The organism is Acidisoma sp. C75 (assembly GCF_054665095.1).
This window is the reverse complement of record NZ_BAAFHD010000002.1, coordinates 426,623-443,565: the sequence shown is the minus strand read 5'-3', so window position 1 is coordinate 443,565 and position 16,943 is coordinate 426,623. Positions and strand designations below refer to the sequence as shown.

Genomic DNA, 16,943 nt, shown 5'->3' with positions numbered 1-16,943 from the left:
GGGCGGCCCTTTGAAGGGCCGCCCCCCTCCCCCACAACACATTTCGCTATCGACAGGACCGGCCGCCGGGCGCCGAAGGGAATGGTGCCAAGCGCCGGAATGGCTGAGCATCCGCGTGGGAAGGCCGGCGGGGGCGCTAGCACGATCGTGCCCTGACCGCTCAGACTGGCCAGACCCAGGCAGAAGACCACAGCTTTCAGAGCAGCCGCGGCCATGTTGATCGGCGCAGCGTCTAGGGACGGATCGAGCCGACCGTCGGCCGGCCACGGCCACTGCCGCCACCGCCGAACGGTCGGCAGGCGCGCACACCCGCCACTATCGCATGCAGAGCCAAGTGGCCACGCCGCGGAGGCGCAATCGGGCGGCGGCGCTTTAGGACTGCTATCGTGTCTCGCCTGGCTATGCAGGCAGAAGCCGAATGGACGGATTGCCTGAGGGCACAATCGAAACGCGGCCATTCATTACAAAGATTTAATCATTTCTGTGCCGAAACGGACGTGCGGATTCTCCCGACAATAGTTCAACCTAAACAACAGCCTGACGTCGGCGAAAGGTCAAAGACTGGGCGGACGATACTCTTCCGCCCTTGATGTCCAGAAGTGGCAGGCGCACGAGGCTCCGGACCGCCCACGATCACGCGAGAGCCGGCCCAGAGGCGCCGGACATCCTCCAAAAATCGTTGGACTTATCCGCTATTCTAGGCCCTACGGAGAGCGGCGCTGTGCGGTGCAGCGCCGCATTGATCTAGAAGGGCAGCGATTTGGAAGCAGATAGTAGCTTCAACATCGACGACCGGGATGATAGGCCGCTCCAGGCCAGGGAAGAGGACCATGCCGCGCGTTCGGCCGAGGCCGATGCAGACGGCAATACCAGCGAGCCGGCGGGGCCGGCCTCGGAAAAGGCGCGTGACCAGGAGGTAACGCGAACTCAAGACGCCGCGGGACAGGCACGGGACCCACGCGCGGAAGTGTCGGAGAAGGCGATGGCCGCGGCCATGGTGCCGGACGCGGCAGAAGGAGCCACCAAGGCAGTTGAGCGAGACATCATGGCGGCTCTCGCTGGCAACATGCCTCACGCGGAAACTGCTGCGCAGGCAGAGCTCCCGCTCAGCGAGAAGCTCGTCCTGCTCGGCCTCGATGATCTCGTAAAGGATGCGTCCCAAGCGGACAATTTTATCTTCAGCGGCCTCGAAATCGGCCAGGTCGGCTTGCTGCTCGGCGCGCCGGGCCGCGGCAAAAGCCTCTACACGATCGGCGCGGCGGTGTCGGTCGCAACCGGAGCCGAGTTCGCGGGCGTCAAGCCACCGAAGCCATTCCCGGTCCTGGTGATCAGCCCCGAGGACAGCCGGCGCTATGTCTCCCGGCGCATCATCGCGGCAGCCGTGGCCAAGGGCGCTGACCGGTCGTTACTGGATCAGAATCTGAAGGTGGTGAAGTGTGATCCGCCCTTCAGGCTCTTCCGCAAGGTGAGCGAGCATCAGGGTGGCGGCGAGATCAGCATCATCGCGACCAAAAAGGGCAAGAACCTGCTGGCCTGCATCAAGGAGACCGGCGCTCGCTTCGTGGTCATCGACCCGCTGATCGAGGTCCACAACGCCAGTGAGAACGAAAACGGACAGATGCATGGCGTCATGTCTGAGCTCAGAGCGCTTGCAATCGGGGGGCAGTGCGCGATCCTCGGCGTCCACCACGTGGCGAAGCTGGATGGGAAGGTCAGCCTCGCGTCGAGCCGGGGGGCGGGCGCAATAACCGCGGCAGCTCGCTACGTAATGGCGGTAAACGAGCCTGATGCGGCTAGTGCGGCGACGCTGCGAGAGCAAGGCATCGATGCCATCCAGATCGATGTCTGCAAGGCGAACCACGGGCGCACGAATTCCGCGCCCACGCTGCTCCGCGTGCGTGTGGTCGAGATGGGCGGCTTCCAGGCACCGGTGTTGGAGCTGTTAAAGCTCCCAAGAGGCTAATACCAGCAGCGCGCGATGGCGCAAGCTAGGCATACCGCCACGCGACCCGACTGATGCTGCCCCGACCGAAAGGTCGGGGCAGCTTTTCATCCCAAGTAAGGGCCTCGTCTGGGCCCTGAGAACTTCATCCGACTGATCCTGCGGCCGATGGCCTTCGGACTAACGTTCATCAAGAATTCGACGCGATCGTCGCCTTGGGCGGCGCGTGCCCTGGCACCTCAGCGATGCGACCGCTCGCCTTTTGCTCTCCTTGCCGCGGCGCTTTTCCGGCCGCTGGGGAGCGAGCCAGGCGGCGGGTCGCCCGCCTCCGGCACAACGAAGAACTCGATGATCTCCGCTCCCAGCGCGCCGGCGATCTTCTCCAGCACCGCCACCGTCGGGTTCTCGATCCCTCGCTCAAGCCGGCTCACATAGGTTCGGTCAATGCCCGCATCTACGGCGAGCGCCTCCTGCGATAGCTGCCGCATCACCCTCAGCCGCCTGATGTTCCTTGCCACGATCGCCCGCGCGTCCATGACGGCGAGCAGCGACGTTTGGGGATAATTAATCCACGCATGATAGGCCCATGATTATCCGCGTTACGGGGGGGCGTCGCGTGAATTGCCATGAGCATCAGGACCTGGTCGCCGTGGCGGCCTGCGCGTGTGGCCGCGGCCTCTGCGGCGACTGCCAGGCGAAGCGCCAGCCGCCCACATGCGACACCTGCCACGCCGCCGCGGTCACCGACCTGATCGCCAGGACCCAGCTGCGCCTCGTCGTCAACGCCATCGTCGGCGTCGCCTACCTATGGCTCATGCTGATGAAGTACGTCGGCGTGCCGGGCACCGGCATCATCCTGATCCCGATCCTAGCCTGGGGCTTCTTCGGATTCCGCTGGCTGCTCGACGGCTTCCTGGGCGCCACCCGCCTCGAAATCTTCGCCAGCGCGCAGTCCTGGTGGATCGCCTACTTCGTCGGAAGCGTCGCTTGCGCGCTGGCGGGCTTCATCATCGTCCCCATCCAGATCGTCATGCAGCGGAACCTGCTGAAGCGCCTCAAGGCGGATGCGGCCTGAGGTCAGGAAAACCTGCATGTCATCCGTAGGATCGATCCTGACCAATGCCGGCGCGCTCGAAGCTCTCGCGAGCATCGGCGCATCCGCCCAGTCGAACGATGCGCTGGACGCCGAACTCTCCAGCGGCCTCGAGATCAATTCTCCGGCCGACAACCCCGCCGGCTACATCACCGCCCAAGGCCTTGCCGCTCAAGTCAACGGCATCAGTCAGGCGACCTCGAACGCCAATCAGGGCGTCTCCCTTCTGCAGACCGCCCAGGGCGCACTGCAGCAGCAGATCAGCATCGTGCAGCGGCTGAGTGCGATCGCGGTACAGGCCGCCAACGGCACCCAGAACCCGCAGGAAGCGCAGTCCCTGCAGGCCGTCGCTAGCCAGCTGGTCTCCCAGGTCTCCGCCATCGCCACGCAGACCAAGTTCAACAACGTAAACCTGCTCGACGGCACCTTCCAGAACGTGCAGTTCCAGGTCGGCGCCGACGAAGGACAGACGCTCACGGTGTCGATCGGCGACACCCAGGCCAATGCCCTCGGCCTAAACCAGTCGGCCGTGAATTTCACCGCGGCCGGCAACGTCCCGCCTTCGGAGGCAAGCGGCCCGTACAACGCAGACAACAACAAGAGCTCGGCCAGCGGCTGCTTCAATCAAGGCCCCGTCGCCGTGAGCTTTGGTAGCAAAAAGGTCTCCTGGACCGGCGCAAACGGGCAGACCGGCTCGACGAACGTCACTGCCTCCGAATCCGCCGCCAGCATCGCGGCGGCCGTCAACAGCACGACAGCCAAGACCGGCGTTTCGGCGGTCCCCGTCACGACCTACACCTTCTTCGCCAGCGCCGGGCCGCAGGACGCCGGCTTCGTCTTCAAGCTGGCGGGCAGCGGCGGCACCCAGGTGCAGATCGACGCCAAGACCACCCAGAGCCTGGCGCAGCAGATCAACAGCTACACCGGGACGACCGGCATCACGGCGGCGCTCAACAGCGCCGGCAGCCAGATCACCCTCACCCAGGCGACCGGTCAGAACATGGCCCTCACAGACTGGACCTCCGCGTCCGGCTACTTGCAGTCGCTCGGCAACCGGGGCGAGCCGATCAACCAGGGCGGCATGCCGAACGCCGTGATCCAGGGCCAGGTGCACTTCCAGTCGAGCGCGGAGTTTAGCCTCACCAACGGCTCGGCCATCGGCCTGAAGGACAATTCCCAGCTGACCTCGCTCAGCCAGATCGACCTGACCACCACCGCCGGAGCCAACACCGCGATCAACGTGGTGAATTACGCCCTGCAAGCCCTGACCGCTCAGGGCGGCGCGCTCGGTGCGGTGCAGCAGCGCTTCCAGGCCACCATCAGCAATCTGGAGACCGCCGGCGAGAACAGCACCAGCGCGCTCGGCGTGGTGCAGGACGCCAACATTCCGCGGGTGAGCAACGCGCTGACCGAGGCGCAGATCCGGGCGCAGACCGGCGTCGCCGCGCTGAAGAACTCGACCACGCTGCAGCAGGCATACCTCTCGCTGCTGCCTTGATCCCGTCCGCTGCGTGCTATGCCAAGCTCGGTCAGGCCCTGATAGACGTGATTAATACGCCACCAGCCGTCTCACCCCCGCTGACCGCGGCGCTGCACGAATGTGCTTGTGAGGGCGCTGGCAGCGAGGCCATGGCGCTGCTCGCCATCCAAGCAGAAGAGTACCCTCGCGACGGCCGGTTGCAGCTAATAGGCTGCAACCGGCGAAACACAGTAACTTCCTGATCCGCCACGCGGTCGCTCGTGCATAGGGAGTCACTACCGCGCGCCTCCCAGACACTTTGACCCAACATTTTTGTTGTGTTAAGGAAGGGCAATGGTCATGAGTGCTCTTATTGCGACAGAACGCCAAGCCCGCGAAACGGAGGCAGAGCTGGCTGAACTCGACGCGGCCCTGTCGTCCGAGCAGACGCTGAAGGCCATCGTGTCTGGCTTGCCGCGTGAGGTGGTCGAGGGCGTCCGCAGATCGCTCGCAACCGAGAGGCGCGAGCTCGGCGAGGCGCTCAATGCATACGAGAAGACCAAAGCTGGCGACGTGGAGTCGCTGATGAGGCAGGCCGGCAGGGACCCGGGAGCGTTGCTCGTCGCAGCCAGGCTCGTAAAGCGACTCTCCCAGAAGGATCTGGCGCGCAAGCTCGGCATGCCCGAGCAGCAAATCCAGCGGTACGAGGCGGAGCGCTACAAGTCGATCAGCCTACATCGCTACCAAAAGGTCGCCCGCGCGCTCGGTACGCGGCTTTCGGTTGATCTCGAGCCCCGTGACGAGGAGTGGACTGTCTCATACGGCGCGCCAACCAGCGAGGAGCTGTCGAAAGTGTTGCGACATGCCCGCGCGAACGGATGGCTGGAAGGCGGCGAGCCAGATGAGAAGGCCAGCAGCCAACTCAAGCGCTACGTTGCCGATCACGTGCTGCGCTACGGCACACCATCACTGCTGCGCACCGGACTGAACGTCGTCGATCACGCCGGGGATTGGGTGCTTCTCTCCTGGAAGGCGCAGGTCACGAGAGTCGCGGAGAGCATCATCGAAGAGCGGAAACCCGCCTACCGGCCGATGAACGTGTCGTGGCTGGTCGACCTCGTCCACCTGAGCCGCTTGGATGACGGGCCCGTTCGCGCCCGCGACTTACTTCTCGAGCACGGCATCGTCCTGGTCATTGAACCGCACATAGTCGGCATGAAGGTCGACGGCGCGGCATTCCTCGTCGATGGCACGCCAGTGATCGGCATGACGCTGCTGCGGGACGCGATCGACAACTTCTGGTTCACCCTCGTGCACGAGATTGCCCACATCGTGCTGCACTACCGGACAGGGCTCGCGGCCGGCTTCTTCGACGACATGACTTTGCCGGATCATGCGGCGTCGGCGGACGTCGTAGAGATGGAGCAGGAGGCGAACGCCTTCGCCAGTAACCTCCTCATCCCCGAGGAGGTCTGGACGCGATCACCGGCGCGCATCGCCAGGACACCCGAGCCGGTGGAGAGGCTGGCGCAGCAACTCGGTATCCACCCCGCGATCCCGTTCGGCAGGATCAGGATGGAGCGCAACGACTTCTCTCAGTTCTCGAACAAGATCGGCCGCGGCCGCGTCCGCGCGCAGCTCATGCCACGGAGGTAGGAGGCCGATGGCCAGCGCAACCCAACCCTCGTATGTGCCGGCCCTACGAATGAAGTCGGGCGAGCTGGGTGGCCTCCGCGCCCTGGCATCCGACGTAGCAGACCGCGTCCTGCCACGGATGGTCGTGCCGCCAGCGGGTGAGCGAGACCAGGCGCTCGAAGCGCAGCTCTTCAAGCTTGAGGACGAGCCGAATATCGCAGACGCTCTAGCCGCGCATTGGCGGGGCCGCAGTGTGCTCGTGGATGCAACCTATCTCCTCCGCGAACTCGGCCGCGAAACGGTCGGACGCTGGTTGCCGAGGATGCTCGAACGCGCCCGCCATGCCAGCGTCCCTGCCATTCCCATGATTGCCTCTGCCGACCTGACCATCGAAACTCGGGGAGCCTATCAAGCTGCCTGTGCTTCCGGGCCTGTGCGCCTTGGTATCGTCGTGCCGTCGGGCCACCTAGTCGGACGCGACGAGCTCCTGCCGCTGCTAGACCATCTGTCGTCGATGGGCCTTTCGCCCGCCGACTGCGCCATCGTCGCCGACTTCGCGGACGCTGAGTTCAGCCAGCCGGAGATCGTTGCCCCCATCATCGGCGGCGCCCTCGAACTGCTGCAGGAGCTGGGTCTGTGGCGAATGGTGATCTTTCAGGGCACCAACTATCCTGACAAGAATCCTGCGTCCGCCGGCGGCAGCCATTTGGTCCCGCGCACCGAGTGGATGGCGTGGCGCCAAGCCGTACAGTTCGACCAGGCCACAGCCGAGCACATGATCTTCGGCGACTACGCAGCGGACTGCGCGACGATGGCATTCGGCGATGGCGGCGGACGAGCGATCCGCCACTACCGCTACACGACGCCCGATGCATGGCTCGTCCACCGCGGCGAGAAGAATGGGCCGAACGCTGCCGTGATGCAAGACGTCTGCCGCCGCATCGTCGATAGCGGCCAGTTTGCTGGCCGGACCTTCTCATCGGCCGATGATTATATCTTCCGGACGGCGTACGGGCGGGCCGGCCCCGGCAACGCGGCCAACTGGCGGGCGATCAACACGACTCACCACATCACTCGTGTCATCGCCGACATCGGGCACGTGCGCGGGTTCGCGCTCCGGCAGGCTGCGGCGGCCCCACCGCCACCCACCCAGCGGGATATGTTCGTCGGAGGCTGAGGTAAAATCCGGGATGATAGCTATGTCCGGCGAGGCATCCCTAGCCTCTCGGTTTGGTGCAGAGCGCCAGGCTGCCTCCCAACAGCGTCCCCCCTATTTCCCCCGCGGCCACCGAAGGCTTCCGAGGGCGACCGCAGGGCACCGTGGCATAACCCCGGTTCGCCCCAGCGGCGAGCGTGGGTGAACGCAGACCATCGAGGCCAATCGCGGGCCATACGTTGCGATGTCGCAACAAACTACGAATCTGGGGGTTTGAGGTTCGAGTCCTCACGGGTGCGCCACGTCTTTCTATTAACGCAGAGTGCCGTTGCAGGGACGCCGCTGCCCGCTACCAAGGCGGAGCCTTGCTGCGCGGCGTGCATGCGGCCGGGCCGCTTCCCCCCCCCTGCGATCCAGCGCCTCCAGAGGCTCCCAGTTACGGCTTATATCGTGACACGAGACATTTCGGCCCGGAACGGGTAGGATCGGCGGCACGATCGAGGATCTCCCCCATGCACGCTCAGCCGCCTGAAGCCCCCGCCGAGACGCCGCCGCGCAGCGGCGGGGCGGCAGGGCTTGACGAGGTCGTTCTGGAACGGCTCGTCCGGTCCTTCTACGAGCGGGCGCGGCACGATCCCGAGATCGGCGAAAAATTCGCGCATGTCGCAGACTGGGACGACCATATCGCCAGGATCACCGCCTTCTGGTCCTCGGTTGCTCTGACATCCGGGCGCTATCAGGGCCAGCCGATGGCGGCGCATATGCCGCTCGAACTGCGCGGGCCGCATTTCGCCCGCTGGCTCTCCCTCTTCGAGCAGGCGGCGCGCGAGACATGCCCTGAGCCCGCGGTGCGTTATCTGATGGAAAAGGCGCGCCGTATCGCGGCCAGCCTTGAGATGGGCGCCTCCGTCGCGCGGGGCGAGATGCCGCGCCGACAGGGCGGCTGAGCGTGCAGCCGGCGCGCGACGATCCGCCGCTTCTCCTCCCCCTGCTCGCGCTGCTGCGCGGCGGAGCTTTGGCCAGCGACAGCCCGGAGAGGGCGATCGCGGAGCTGGCCGCCAGGCTCCCGCAGCATGGCCCGCCCGAAGATTGGCATGCGGCGATGACCGCCGCCGTCCGCGCCGGCTATGTCTACGATCCGGTCAGGATCGACAGCGGCTCCCTGCATTGCCGGTGGCGGCTGGAATTGACCCCGGCCGGATCAGCGGTCGTGGGATAGGGGAGCGGGCTCCTTCGGCAGCCTGGCGGCCGGATCCTGGGCGCGGCTGAGAAGCTCCTGGAACAGCGCCGCCAGATCGTCTCTGCCGATATCGATCGTTTCCCCGTAATCCGCGAGCACCTCGTCGAGCACGGCGGGATCGAGCGCGATCGCGGCAGGGGGGTGCGGATGCAGCGGCGGATGCGCGTGGTGCGGATAGGAACGGCCGGTCGCGTTGTTGTAGATGAGCGCGACGATCGCGAGCAGCAGCGAATTCAGCCCCACGGGGACCAGCGCGAAGCCATAGCCCGCAGCCGCGATGTGCGGGCCGCCGAGCACCGCCGTCAACGCCACAGCGCCGCTCGGCGGATGGATGCAGCGCAGCGCCGTCATGGCGGCGATTGCGGCAGCCACCGCGACGGCCGCCGCCACCAGCGGCGCGGTGAGCCAGTGCGCCGCGGTAACGCCGATCAGGGCCGCAACCAGATTGCCCCCGATGATGGACCAGGGCTGGGCGAGCGGGCTTGCCGGCACGCCGAAGAGCAGCACCGCCGAGGCGCCGATCGGGGCCATGAGCAATGGCAGGCCATCGCCGGAGCCAAGCCAGGCGGTGCTGACGAGGCCGGTGATCGCGATGCCAAGCAAGGCACCGAGACTGCTGCGCAGGCCCTCGCTCAGGGTGATCGGCTGCGGTTGCGGCAGAAAGCGTCGGAAGAAAGCCATGAACGATCCTGCTCTGGAGCGGTGCGCGGGCACCTGCGCGCCCCTCGATCCGTGCGCTTGTTGTTGTCGGATTATCAGATCGGACCGGGATCTGCTCCGGTCTAAAGACCCGCATGCCCGAGCGGCAGCAGCCGCCCGCAGAGCACAAGGATGATCCAACCGGCGATGAGGCCGACGGCCGCGCAGGCCGCCAGAAGCAGAACGAAGCCCAGAATGAGATAGAGCCTCGCCGGCATGGCGTGTCGTGGAGCGGCGCCCTCGTCCGGCGCCGGCTGCGGCTGAGGCCGATGGTTCTGCCCCACCGCCATGGCCTCACCCCTCCGCCTCAGCCGGCCGCTCCTCTGCCGGCAGCGCGCGCCTGGATGAGGCTCGCGCGCGGATAAAGGACGCCGCACGCAGGGTTTCCGCTTCGAAGCTGCGGCGGTAGAGCTTGAGCAGGTCTCCGCGCGAGAGGATACCGACCAGCTTGCGCGATTGCGGGTCCAGAACGGGCATGCGCGGGCTGTGCCGAGACGCCATGCGTTCGGCGGCGGCGGCGATCGTCTCATCCGAAAAGGCGATGGCCGCGGCGAGACCGCCCACCATCTCCGACAGTCGCGTCTCGCGCGGCGTGCCGGCGCCGATCCAGGCCAGCACGTCCGCCCGGGAGACGAGACCGGTCAACCGCCGCTCGGGATCGACCACCGGATAAGCGCGGTACCGGTGCTCCTGGTCGACGAAAAAGTCGATGGCCGCGCCGACCGTCATGTCATGCCGCAGAACCTCGACCGGCGCCGACATGATATCGCGCACGCGTGCGAGGGCGGCGAGATCCACGCCATATTCACGCGTGACATGGTGCCCGCGCCGCGCCAGCTTCTCCGTCAGGATCGACCGTTTCATGACCAGAACGGTAACGCCGTAGCTCGCCATGCAGGCGGTGATGACCGGCAGCAGCACAGCATGATTACCGGTGAGTTCGACCGCGAAGATCGCGGCGGTGAGCGGCGCGCGCATGGTGCCGCCCATCATCGCCGCCATGCCGAGCACGGCCCAGAAGCCGGGCGCGGCCTGCGGCAGCCAAGGCGCGAGAACGGCGCCCATCCCGCCGCCGATCATCAGCAAAGGCGCCAGCACGCCCCCCGATGTGCCGGAGCCGAGAGCCACCGCCCAGATCACCGCCTTGACCAGCACAAGGCGAAGCGCCAGCCATCCGGCCAGGGAGCCCACGAGCATCTGCGCGATATTCGGATAGCCGACGCCCAGGGCCCGAGGATCGATCAACCCGCCCAAGCCCACGACCAGGCCGCCCAGCGCGGGCCACCACATCCAATGCAGCCTGAGCCGCGCGAAGGCATCCTCCGCCCCATAGACCATCATCGTCAGCAGCGCGGAGCCGCAGCCCGTGGCGATGCCGATACCGAGCCAGCCGAGACCGTGCAGCGGATCGATCACGACGCTGCCCGCGAAGGGGAAGAGCGGCGTCGGTGCCAGAAGGTCGTGTCGCTCGATCGCCGCGGTGATGCAGGCGGTCGCCACGGGGAGGAAGCTGCGCGGCTTCAGCTCGAAGAGCAGCAACTCGATCGCGAGCAGCATCGCCGCAACCGGGGTGCCGAAGACCGCCGTCATGCCCGCGCAGGCGCCTGCCACGAGCAGCGTCTTGCGCTCCATATCGGTCAGCACGAAGAGCTGGGCGAAGAGAGAGCCGATGGCCCCGCCGGTCATGATGATCGGCCCTTCGGCGCCGAAAGGCCCGCCGGTGCCGATCGATATCGCCGAAGAGATCGGCTTCAGGATGGCGACCCGGAGGCCGAGGCGCGAGCCGCCGAGGATGATCGCCTCCAGCGCCTCGGGGATGCCATGGCCGCGGATTTTCTCGCTGCCGAAGCGCGCCATCAGCCCGATGGCAAGCCCGCCGAGGATCGGGACGAGCAGGGTCCAGGCGGGAAGATGGGCGGCTGGCCCCTTGCCGGTGATCAGCCCGGCATAGGCCAGGGCGGTGACCGAGGCGATCAGGCGGAGAAGCACCCAACCGGCGGCGACGCCGCCTGTACCCGCGACCAGCCCCATCGCGGCAATGAGCAGAACACGCGGCCCTGCCGTAAAATCGCCCAGTCTCTTGGTCGAAGGGAAGCCATCGCTACCAGCCGTCATGCCCAGATCCGCGCCATGAAGAGCCGCGCGTTATATATCGTGTCACGATATAATCAAGCGCCCTCTTCGAGGCCGGTCAGCAGGTCGTTCAGCAGCGGCCGCAAGCGCAGAAGCTCATCCCGATGGGTGACGGAGAGGGTCAGCAGAACCGCCTCGGCCGTCGGCGTCAGATGCAGCTTCGCCATCCGCCGGTCCTTTCCATCGAGCTTGCGGTCGGCCAGCCCCGCCTTGCACAGGCGGTCGGCAAGCTCGCTCGCGCTATGCGGTTGGATCAGGAGAAACTCGGCGAGTTCGCCGATGGACAAGGCCCGCTCGGGCGAGGCGCGAATGGCGAGCAGGGCCTGATGCTGCTGCGGTGTCAGCCCGGCGGCTTTGGCGGCATTCTCGCTGAAATGCGCGAAGCGCCGCAGCGTCGCGCGGATGGCGGCGAGGGTGCGATAATCGGCGTCGGTCAAACGGCCGTCTGGCGGGCGACTGGGCTGCATCGGCCGAACTTAGGGCGCCGAACGGGCGGAAGGCTATACTCTGACCCGCTACACTTCGGGCGGCCACACTTCACGCCGTGCGACGATCCGCGGCGCTAGCGGCGCGCGAGCGCCATGAGATTGGCGAGGGAGAGGCTATCCTCGCGGGCGATCTGCTCGAACGGCGCGTTCCAGCCGAGCGCGAGGGCGAAGTTGCTCTGCCAATCGATGCTGCTCTGGTCGCTCACCGTCGCCATGGCGAGGCCGCCGGGGGAATCAACCTCGCTGACATAGCCCGTTGCTTGCCGGCAACTGCTGCCATTGGGGAATTGCACCCAGGCGGTGGAGAGGAGGCGATAGCGGAGCACGAGACCGGAAGGGAGGGCGACGGCGCCATTCGTCTCCCCCGGCAGGTCGAGGCAGCTCGATTTGACCATGATCGGGCGGAGGTAGAAGCCGGTCGCCACACGGTAGCGATCCCGCGCGAAGGCAATTGCCTCGGAAAGCGCGATGGTCTGCACATCCTGCATGGATTGGTTGGCGAGCAGCGCGGCGGCTCCGGCGGTCGCGCCGAAGGCCTCCAGCCAGATGCGCCAGCCCGGGTCGCTACTCGCGAAGGCGGCGATGGCGGCGGCATTGCTCTCCGTCCGGTCGCGCAGCATGGAGAGCGGCAGCGGCGGCGGCCCGCTTGCGCCAGACGCGCCGCCTGGCGGCTGAGCGCAAGCCGCGAGCTGGGCGGTGATCGTCAGCGCCCCGAAAACATGCCTCCAGCCTCTGCGCATCACCCCGCTCCATCCTGGCCCAGGCACCGGATGTAGGGGAACTTGCTTAAACCCGGGTTTAGCTTTGCACCGCCCCAGGAAAATCGAGCGGGTTCCGTAACATGTGAACGGATCGCGCCAATTTCTGTTGCCGAGTTAACTTGAAGTCGGGCGGCCCGAGGCGCATTTTCCCGATGCAGCGATGCAACAGGCAAGCCAAAAACCCGATAAAAAGCCGGCGATGCGGCCCGGCCTCGGAGTGGGAGGGGTTGAGCATGTACGAAGTCAAAGCTTATTGGGATGCGGATAGCAGGGTATGGCGCGGCGGCAGCGCGGACTTCCCGGAGCTCGCGGTGCAGGCCGCGACGATGGAGGATCTGATCGCCGATGTGCGGGATCGGATGCTCGATCTCGTGGTCCCGGGGGAAGCTTATAATGCCGGGCCGCGACCGATCTCGATTTCCTTCATCGCCAGCCGGTCGGAGATCATCGCCCGGCCCTATTGAGGGCCGCGCCGCCTCGTACCCCTCACCGGCATGACAAAAGGGAAGGCCTGAGCCCAGGCCTTCCCTTTTTGCCGTCTCAGATCGCGTAGCCGTTCATCCGCAGCAGCAGCACGCCGATCGCGGCGCCGACCACGGCGACCGAACTCAGATAGATCCAGCGCTTGAGGGTTCTCATAGCTTCTTCGATCTTGGCCCAGCCCTTCCACGCGGGAAGAGCGAAGGCGCGAGGGGGTTGCGGGAAGGCGGAGGTGCTCGTGCCCGCCCCGCACCGCTACTTGCGGCACGGAGCGGGGAGAGCGGTGGCAATCCTTAGGCTTTAAATTCAAGAGGCCCGCCTTTGCCCATGCCGCAGCGCGCGTAAGCCCCAGGGAACGCTGCGGTTAGGGAGGATGGCCTTGTGTTGAGCCGCCCGGCTCAAACTGGAGGAATGGCCTCTCCCGAGAGCTCGTCCTACAGGTGGCGCAGCCGGACGAGGCGGACAATCCGTCGCGCTGCATAACATTCATGCAGGACTACCCTGGCGCGCTTACCTCTTCCGCAAGCTTGGGACTTTCCGCGAGAGCCGACCTCTGCTTCGCCGCGGCCCGCGACGAGAACGCCGGGCGCCGCGCCGCCGCGTTGACGGGAACGTGACCACACCCGGCGCGGTGACCACGCCCGGTGCGGCCGAAGGCCCTACGGCTCGCTAAAGCGGCGGCAGTTCAGGCAGTCCAAGCTCGGCGCGCAGATAGCCGAAACGCTCCGCATCGAGGTAGCGGCCATCCTCCACCAGAGTTGCGAGTGCGGCGAGCCCGGTCTCGGTAAAGCGTGCGCGGGTGCCGAGATCCTCGGCCGGCAGATCCATCAGCCCGCGCTCGATGAGCCCGGCGAGCACCGGCGCGATCTTGGGCTCACCCCGGCGCGGCCCGCTCGTCCAGCGGGCGAGGTGGATGCCCTCGGCGAGGGAGGGCCGCTTTCCGGCCGCCGCGGCGAGTTCGTGGCGCAGAAAGCTCCGCTCCGCCGGAGAGAAGGGCAGCGCCCGCGGCCGATCGTTCATCCCGCCGTCTCCGCGATCAACAGGGCGACCAGCCCGGTCCAGCCGGTCTGATGCGAGGCGCCGACGCCCCGCCCGTTATCGCCGTCGAAATATTCGTAGAAGAGCGGCAGATCACGAAAATGCGGGTCACGCTGCGCGAGCGCGCAGTTGCCATGGATCGGCCGATTGCCCTCCGCATCGCGCAGGAAAAGCCGGGTGAGCCGCCGGCCGATCTCGTCGGCGATCTCGGCGAGCGTCAGCATCCGGCCGGAGCCCACCGGACATTCCACCTTGAAATCCTCGCCGTAATAGGCGTGGAACTGCCGCAGGCTGTCGATGATGAGATAGTTCATCTGCGCCCAGATCGGCCCGCGCCAGTTGGAATTGCCACCGAAGAGGCCGGAATGGGATTCGGCCGGCCAATAGGGCAAGGTGAATTCCCGCCCGCCCCAGGCGAAGACATAGGGCTTGGCCTCATGCGCCCTGGAGACCGAGCGCACGCCGTAATCGGAGAGGAACTCGCTCTCGTCCAGCATGCGCTGGAGGAGGCATTTCATCCGGTGGCCGCGCAGCATGGACATGAGCGAGAGGCGGTGCTGCCCCGGCACGTTCCAGTTGGAGACGAGCGCCGCGAGATCGGGGCGATTGCCGAGAAACCACTTCAGCCGCTCAACGAGTTCGGGCAGCCGCGGCTCCTCCTGATAGCGCATGACCTCGACCGCGAAGAGCGGGATGAGGCCGACGATGGTGCGCGCCCGCAGCGGGATCTGCTGACCATCGGGCAGTTCCAGCCGATCGTAGAAGAAGGAATCCTGCTCGTCCCACAGCCCGCCATGCTTGGCGGCGGCTTCCGCGATGTAGAGGAAATGCTCGAAGTATTTGACCGCCATGTCCTGATAGGCATAGTCGATCAAGGCGAGTTCGACCGAGATCCGCGCGAGGTTGAGCGCATACATGCCCATCCAGGCCGTGGCGTCCGACTGGCTGAGCGTGCCGCCCATCGGCACCGGCGATGAGCGGTCGAAGATGCCGATATTGTCGAGGCCGAGAAACCCGCCCTGGAAGATGTTGCGCCCGCCCGCATCCCGCCGGTTCACCCACCAGGTGAAGTTGAGGGAGAGCTTGTTGAGCATGCGCTTGAGGAAGACGTAGTCGGGCACGCCGGTCAGCCGCCGATCGGTCTCGAACACGCGCAAGGCCGCCCAGGCATGGATCGGCGGATTAGCGTCGCCGAAGGCATATTCGTAGGCCGGCAGCTGGCCGTTCGGGTGCATGTAGTTGTCGCCCACCAGAAGCAGCAGCTGCTCCTTGGCATAATCGGGGTCGATCGCCGCCAGCGGCAGGCTGTGGAAGGCGAGATCCCAGGAGGCGTACCAGGGATATTCCCACTTATCCGGCATCGAGATGATATCGGCATTGCGCATATGCACCCAATCGGTGTTGCGGCCCTGCCAGCGGCTGGCCGGGGGCGTCGGCTCGGCCGGGTCGCCCATCAGCCAGGTGCGCACGTCGTAATCGTAGAATTGCTTGGACCAGAGCATCCCCGCGAAGGCCTGGCGTTGCACGAGCCGGGCATCGGCATCCGTGATTTTCTCCTGGATCACGGCATAGAACTCATCCGCATCCTGCCGGCGGGCGGCGAAGACTGCGTCGAAATCGGCGAAGGCGTCTGCCGCGCCAGCGGCGGCGGGGCGGAAGCGCAGCCGCAACACCGCCTCACCGCCGGCCGGCACGCTCAGCACATGATGCGCCGCGCATTTGGTGCCGAAGCCCTCGGCGCGGAGCGCAGCCTCCTGCCCATGCAGGACGTAATCGTTGATGCCATCCTTGAACGGCCCGGCGGCATCCGCCTCCTCATAGATCCGCCGCCTATTCGTCTCGTTATCGCAAAAAAGCAGCGCCGCGTCCTGGCCGAGGTGAAGGCGCATCTCCGGCAGGTCGGGGTGGCGGGCACTGGCCTCGCCCGCGCCCAGCCGGCGGATTTCGGGAATGTCGGTGCGGCCTGTCCAATCCCAGATATTGCGCGCCCAGAGCTGGGGGAGGACATGCAGCACCGCATCCTCCGGCCCGCGATTGACGACCGTCACCCGCATGAGAATGTCGTCCGGCGCCGCCTTGGCGTATTCGACGAAGACATCGTGATAGCGCCCCGCGTCGAACAGGCCGGTATCGAGCAGTTCGAATTCGGGATCGTTGTAGCCGCGCGCGCGGTTCTCGGCGATCAGCCGCTCATAGGGGTAGGCGGCTTGCGGGTATTTGTAGAGCATCCGCATGTAGCTGTGCGTCGGCAGCCCATCGAGGTAGTAGTAGAGTTCCTTGACATCCTCGCCATGATTGCCTTCCTCGTTGGCGAGGCCGAAGAGCCGCTCCTTGAGGATGGGGTCCTGCCCGTTCCAGAGAGCGAGGCCGAGGCACCAGCGCAGGTGCCGTTCGCCGAAGCCGGCAATCCCGTCCTCGCCCCAGCGATAGGCCCGGCTGCGCGCCTGATCATGGGTGAAATAGGTCCAGGAATCGCCGTTGGGGCTGTAATCCTCGCGCACCGTGCCCCATTGGCGTTCGCTGAGATAAGGCCCCCAGTCGCGCCATTTGCGCGATGCCCGGCAGGCGGCGAGCCGCTTGCCCTCGTTGGTGGCGAAGAGCGCGGAGGGGGCGGTGGTCATGCGGCGGGCTCCGGTCGGATGCGCGGCGCAAGGGCGCCACTGCCACCTATATCCGGGCGCGCCCCTGGGGGAAACCGGCCAGGTGAGCAGCTGCGGGAGCCGCCGGCACCCGCCGCCCGCTCTGGCGGGCGGCACGCGCCGGGCTTATGCTGCGGCGCGGCAACCCGCCGCCCCGCCCCGCTCTCCCCAGCATGAGGT

General features: G+C 66.4%; 16 protein-coding genes. 8 read left to right on the top strand and 8 right to left on the bottom strand.

Annotated elements, in window-relative coordinates:
• The first annotated feature begins 760 nt into the window (after positions 1-760).
• Positions 761-1,963 (top strand): AAA family ATPase, encoded by a 1,203-nt coding sequence (locus tag ACYQ7X_RS04340; RefSeq protein ID WP_459695610.1) that lies wholly within the window; start codon positions 761-763, stop codon positions 1,961-1,963.
• A 218-nt stretch (positions 1,964-2,181) separates the two neighbouring features.
• Here the strand turns inward: ACYQ7X_RS04340 and ACYQ7X_RS04335 are convergent, their stop codons facing one another.
• Positions 2,182-2,478 (bottom strand): helix-turn-helix domain-containing protein, encoded by a 297-nt coding sequence (locus ACYQ7X_RS04335; RefSeq protein ID WP_459695609.1) that lies wholly within the window; start codon positions 2,476-2,478, stop codon positions 2,182-2,184.
• 50 nt (positions 2,479-2,528) lie between these two features.
• Here ACYQ7X_RS04335 and ACYQ7X_RS04330 point away from each other — a divergent pair, with 50 nt between their 5' ends.
• The 6 genes from ACYQ7X_RS04330 (at position 2,529) to ACYQ7X_RS04305 (ending at position 8,504) form a co-directional block, all read left to right on the top strand.
• Positions 2,529-3,017, top strand: coding sequence for a hypothetical protein (locus tag ACYQ7X_RS04330; protein ID WP_459695608.1), 489 nt, complete (start codon positions 2,529-2,531; stop codon positions 3,015-3,017).
• Positions 3,018-3,033: 16 nt separating this feature from the next.
• Positions 3,034-4,533 carry a flagellin N-terminal helical domain-containing protein gene (locus ACYQ7X_RS04325; protein ID WP_459695607.1) on the top strand — a complete coding sequence of 500 codons (1,500 nt, stop codon included), beginning with the start codon at positions 3,034-3,036 and terminating at the stop codon, positions 4,531-4,533.
• A gap of 321 nt (positions 4,534-4,854) precedes the next feature.
• The gene (locus tag ACYQ7X_RS04320; protein ID WP_459695606.1) at positions 4,855-6,150 is read left to right on the top strand and encodes an XRE family transcriptional regulator; all 1,296 of its coding nucleotides are present in this window, start codon (positions 4,855-4,857) and stop codon (positions 6,148-6,150) included.
• A gap of 7 nt (positions 6,151-6,157) precedes the next feature.
• Positions 6,158-7,306 carry a beta family protein gene (locus ACYQ7X_RS04315; protein ID WP_459695605.1) on the top strand — a complete coding sequence of 383 codons (1,149 nt, stop codon included), beginning with the start codon at positions 6,158-6,160 and terminating at the stop codon, positions 7,304-7,306.
• Positions 7,307-7,797: 491 nt separating this feature from the next.
• Positions 7,798-8,232, top strand: a complete 435-nt coding sequence (locus tag ACYQ7X_RS04310) for a group III truncated hemoglobin (RefSeq protein ID WP_459695604.1) — start codon at positions 7,798-7,800, stop codon at positions 8,230-8,232.
• 2 nt (positions 8,233-8,234) lie between these two features.
• Positions 8,235-8,504, top strand: coding sequence for a hypothetical protein (locus ACYQ7X_RS04305; RefSeq protein ID WP_459695603.1), 270 nt, complete (start codon positions 8,235-8,237; stop codon positions 8,502-8,504).
• Here the strand turns inward: ACYQ7X_RS04305 and ACYQ7X_RS04300 are convergent.
• The 5 genes from ACYQ7X_RS04300 to ACYQ7X_RS04280 all read right to left on the bottom strand — a co-directional run bounded on the left by ACYQ7X_RS04300 (position 8,487) and on the right by ACYQ7X_RS04280 (position 12,585).
• Positions 8,487-9,206, bottom strand: coding sequence for an HPP family protein (locus ACYQ7X_RS04300; RefSeq protein ID WP_459695602.1), 720 nt, complete (start codon positions 9,204-9,206; stop codon positions 8,487-8,489). The genes ACYQ7X_RS04305 and ACYQ7X_RS04300 overlap by 18 nt on opposite strands.
• A 101-nt stretch (positions 9,207-9,307) precedes the next feature.
• Positions 9,308-9,514: a hypothetical protein gene (locus tag ACYQ7X_RS04295; RefSeq protein WP_459695601.1), complete on the bottom strand. Its 207-nt coding sequence runs from the start codon at positions 9,512-9,514 to the stop codon at positions 9,308-9,310.
• A 4-nt stretch (positions 9,515-9,518) separates the two neighbouring features.
• On the bottom strand, positions 9,519-11,339 hold the full coding sequence (locus tag ACYQ7X_RS04290; RefSeq protein ID WP_459695600.1) for a chloride channel protein: 1,821 nt from the start codon (positions 11,337-11,339) through the stop codon (positions 9,519-9,521).
• A gap of 53 nt (positions 11,340-11,392) precedes the next feature.
• Positions 11,393-11,794, bottom strand: a complete 402-nt coding sequence (locus ACYQ7X_RS04285) for a MarR family winged helix-turn-helix transcriptional regulator (RefSeq protein WP_459695599.1) — start codon at positions 11,792-11,794, stop codon at positions 11,393-11,395.
• Positions 11,795-11,919: 125 nt separating this feature from the next.
• Complete coding sequence (locus ACYQ7X_RS04280; protein WP_459695598.1) at positions 11,920-12,585, bottom strand: hypothetical protein; 666 nt, start codon at positions 12,583-12,585, stop codon at positions 11,920-11,922.
• 254 nt (positions 12,586-12,839) lie between these two features.
• On the opposite strand from ACYQ7X_RS04280, the gene ACYQ7X_RS04275 reads away from it, so the two are divergent.
• Positions 12,840-13,070, top strand: a complete 231-nt coding sequence (locus ACYQ7X_RS04275; protein WP_459695597.1) for a DUF1902 domain-containing protein — start codon at positions 12,840-12,842, stop codon at positions 13,068-13,070.
• Between the two features lie 685 nt (positions 13,071-13,755).
• Here the strand turns inward: ACYQ7X_RS04275 and ACYQ7X_RS04270 are convergent.
• Together ACYQ7X_RS04270 and ACYQ7X_RS04265 are read right to left on the bottom strand one after the other, a co-directional pair.
• Positions 13,756-14,106 carry a hypothetical protein gene (locus tag ACYQ7X_RS04270; RefSeq protein WP_459695596.1) on the bottom strand — a complete coding sequence of 117 codons (351 nt, stop codon included), beginning with the start codon at positions 14,104-14,106 and terminating at the stop codon, positions 13,756-13,758.
• Positions 14,103-16,745, bottom strand: coding sequence for an MGH1-like glycoside hydrolase domain-containing protein (locus ACYQ7X_RS04265; protein ID WP_459695595.1), 2,643 nt, complete (start codon positions 16,743-16,745; stop codon positions 14,103-14,105). The genes ACYQ7X_RS04270 and ACYQ7X_RS04265 overlap by 4 nt, the downstream gene beginning before the upstream one ends.
• Positions 16,746-16,943: the final 198 nt, after the last annotated feature.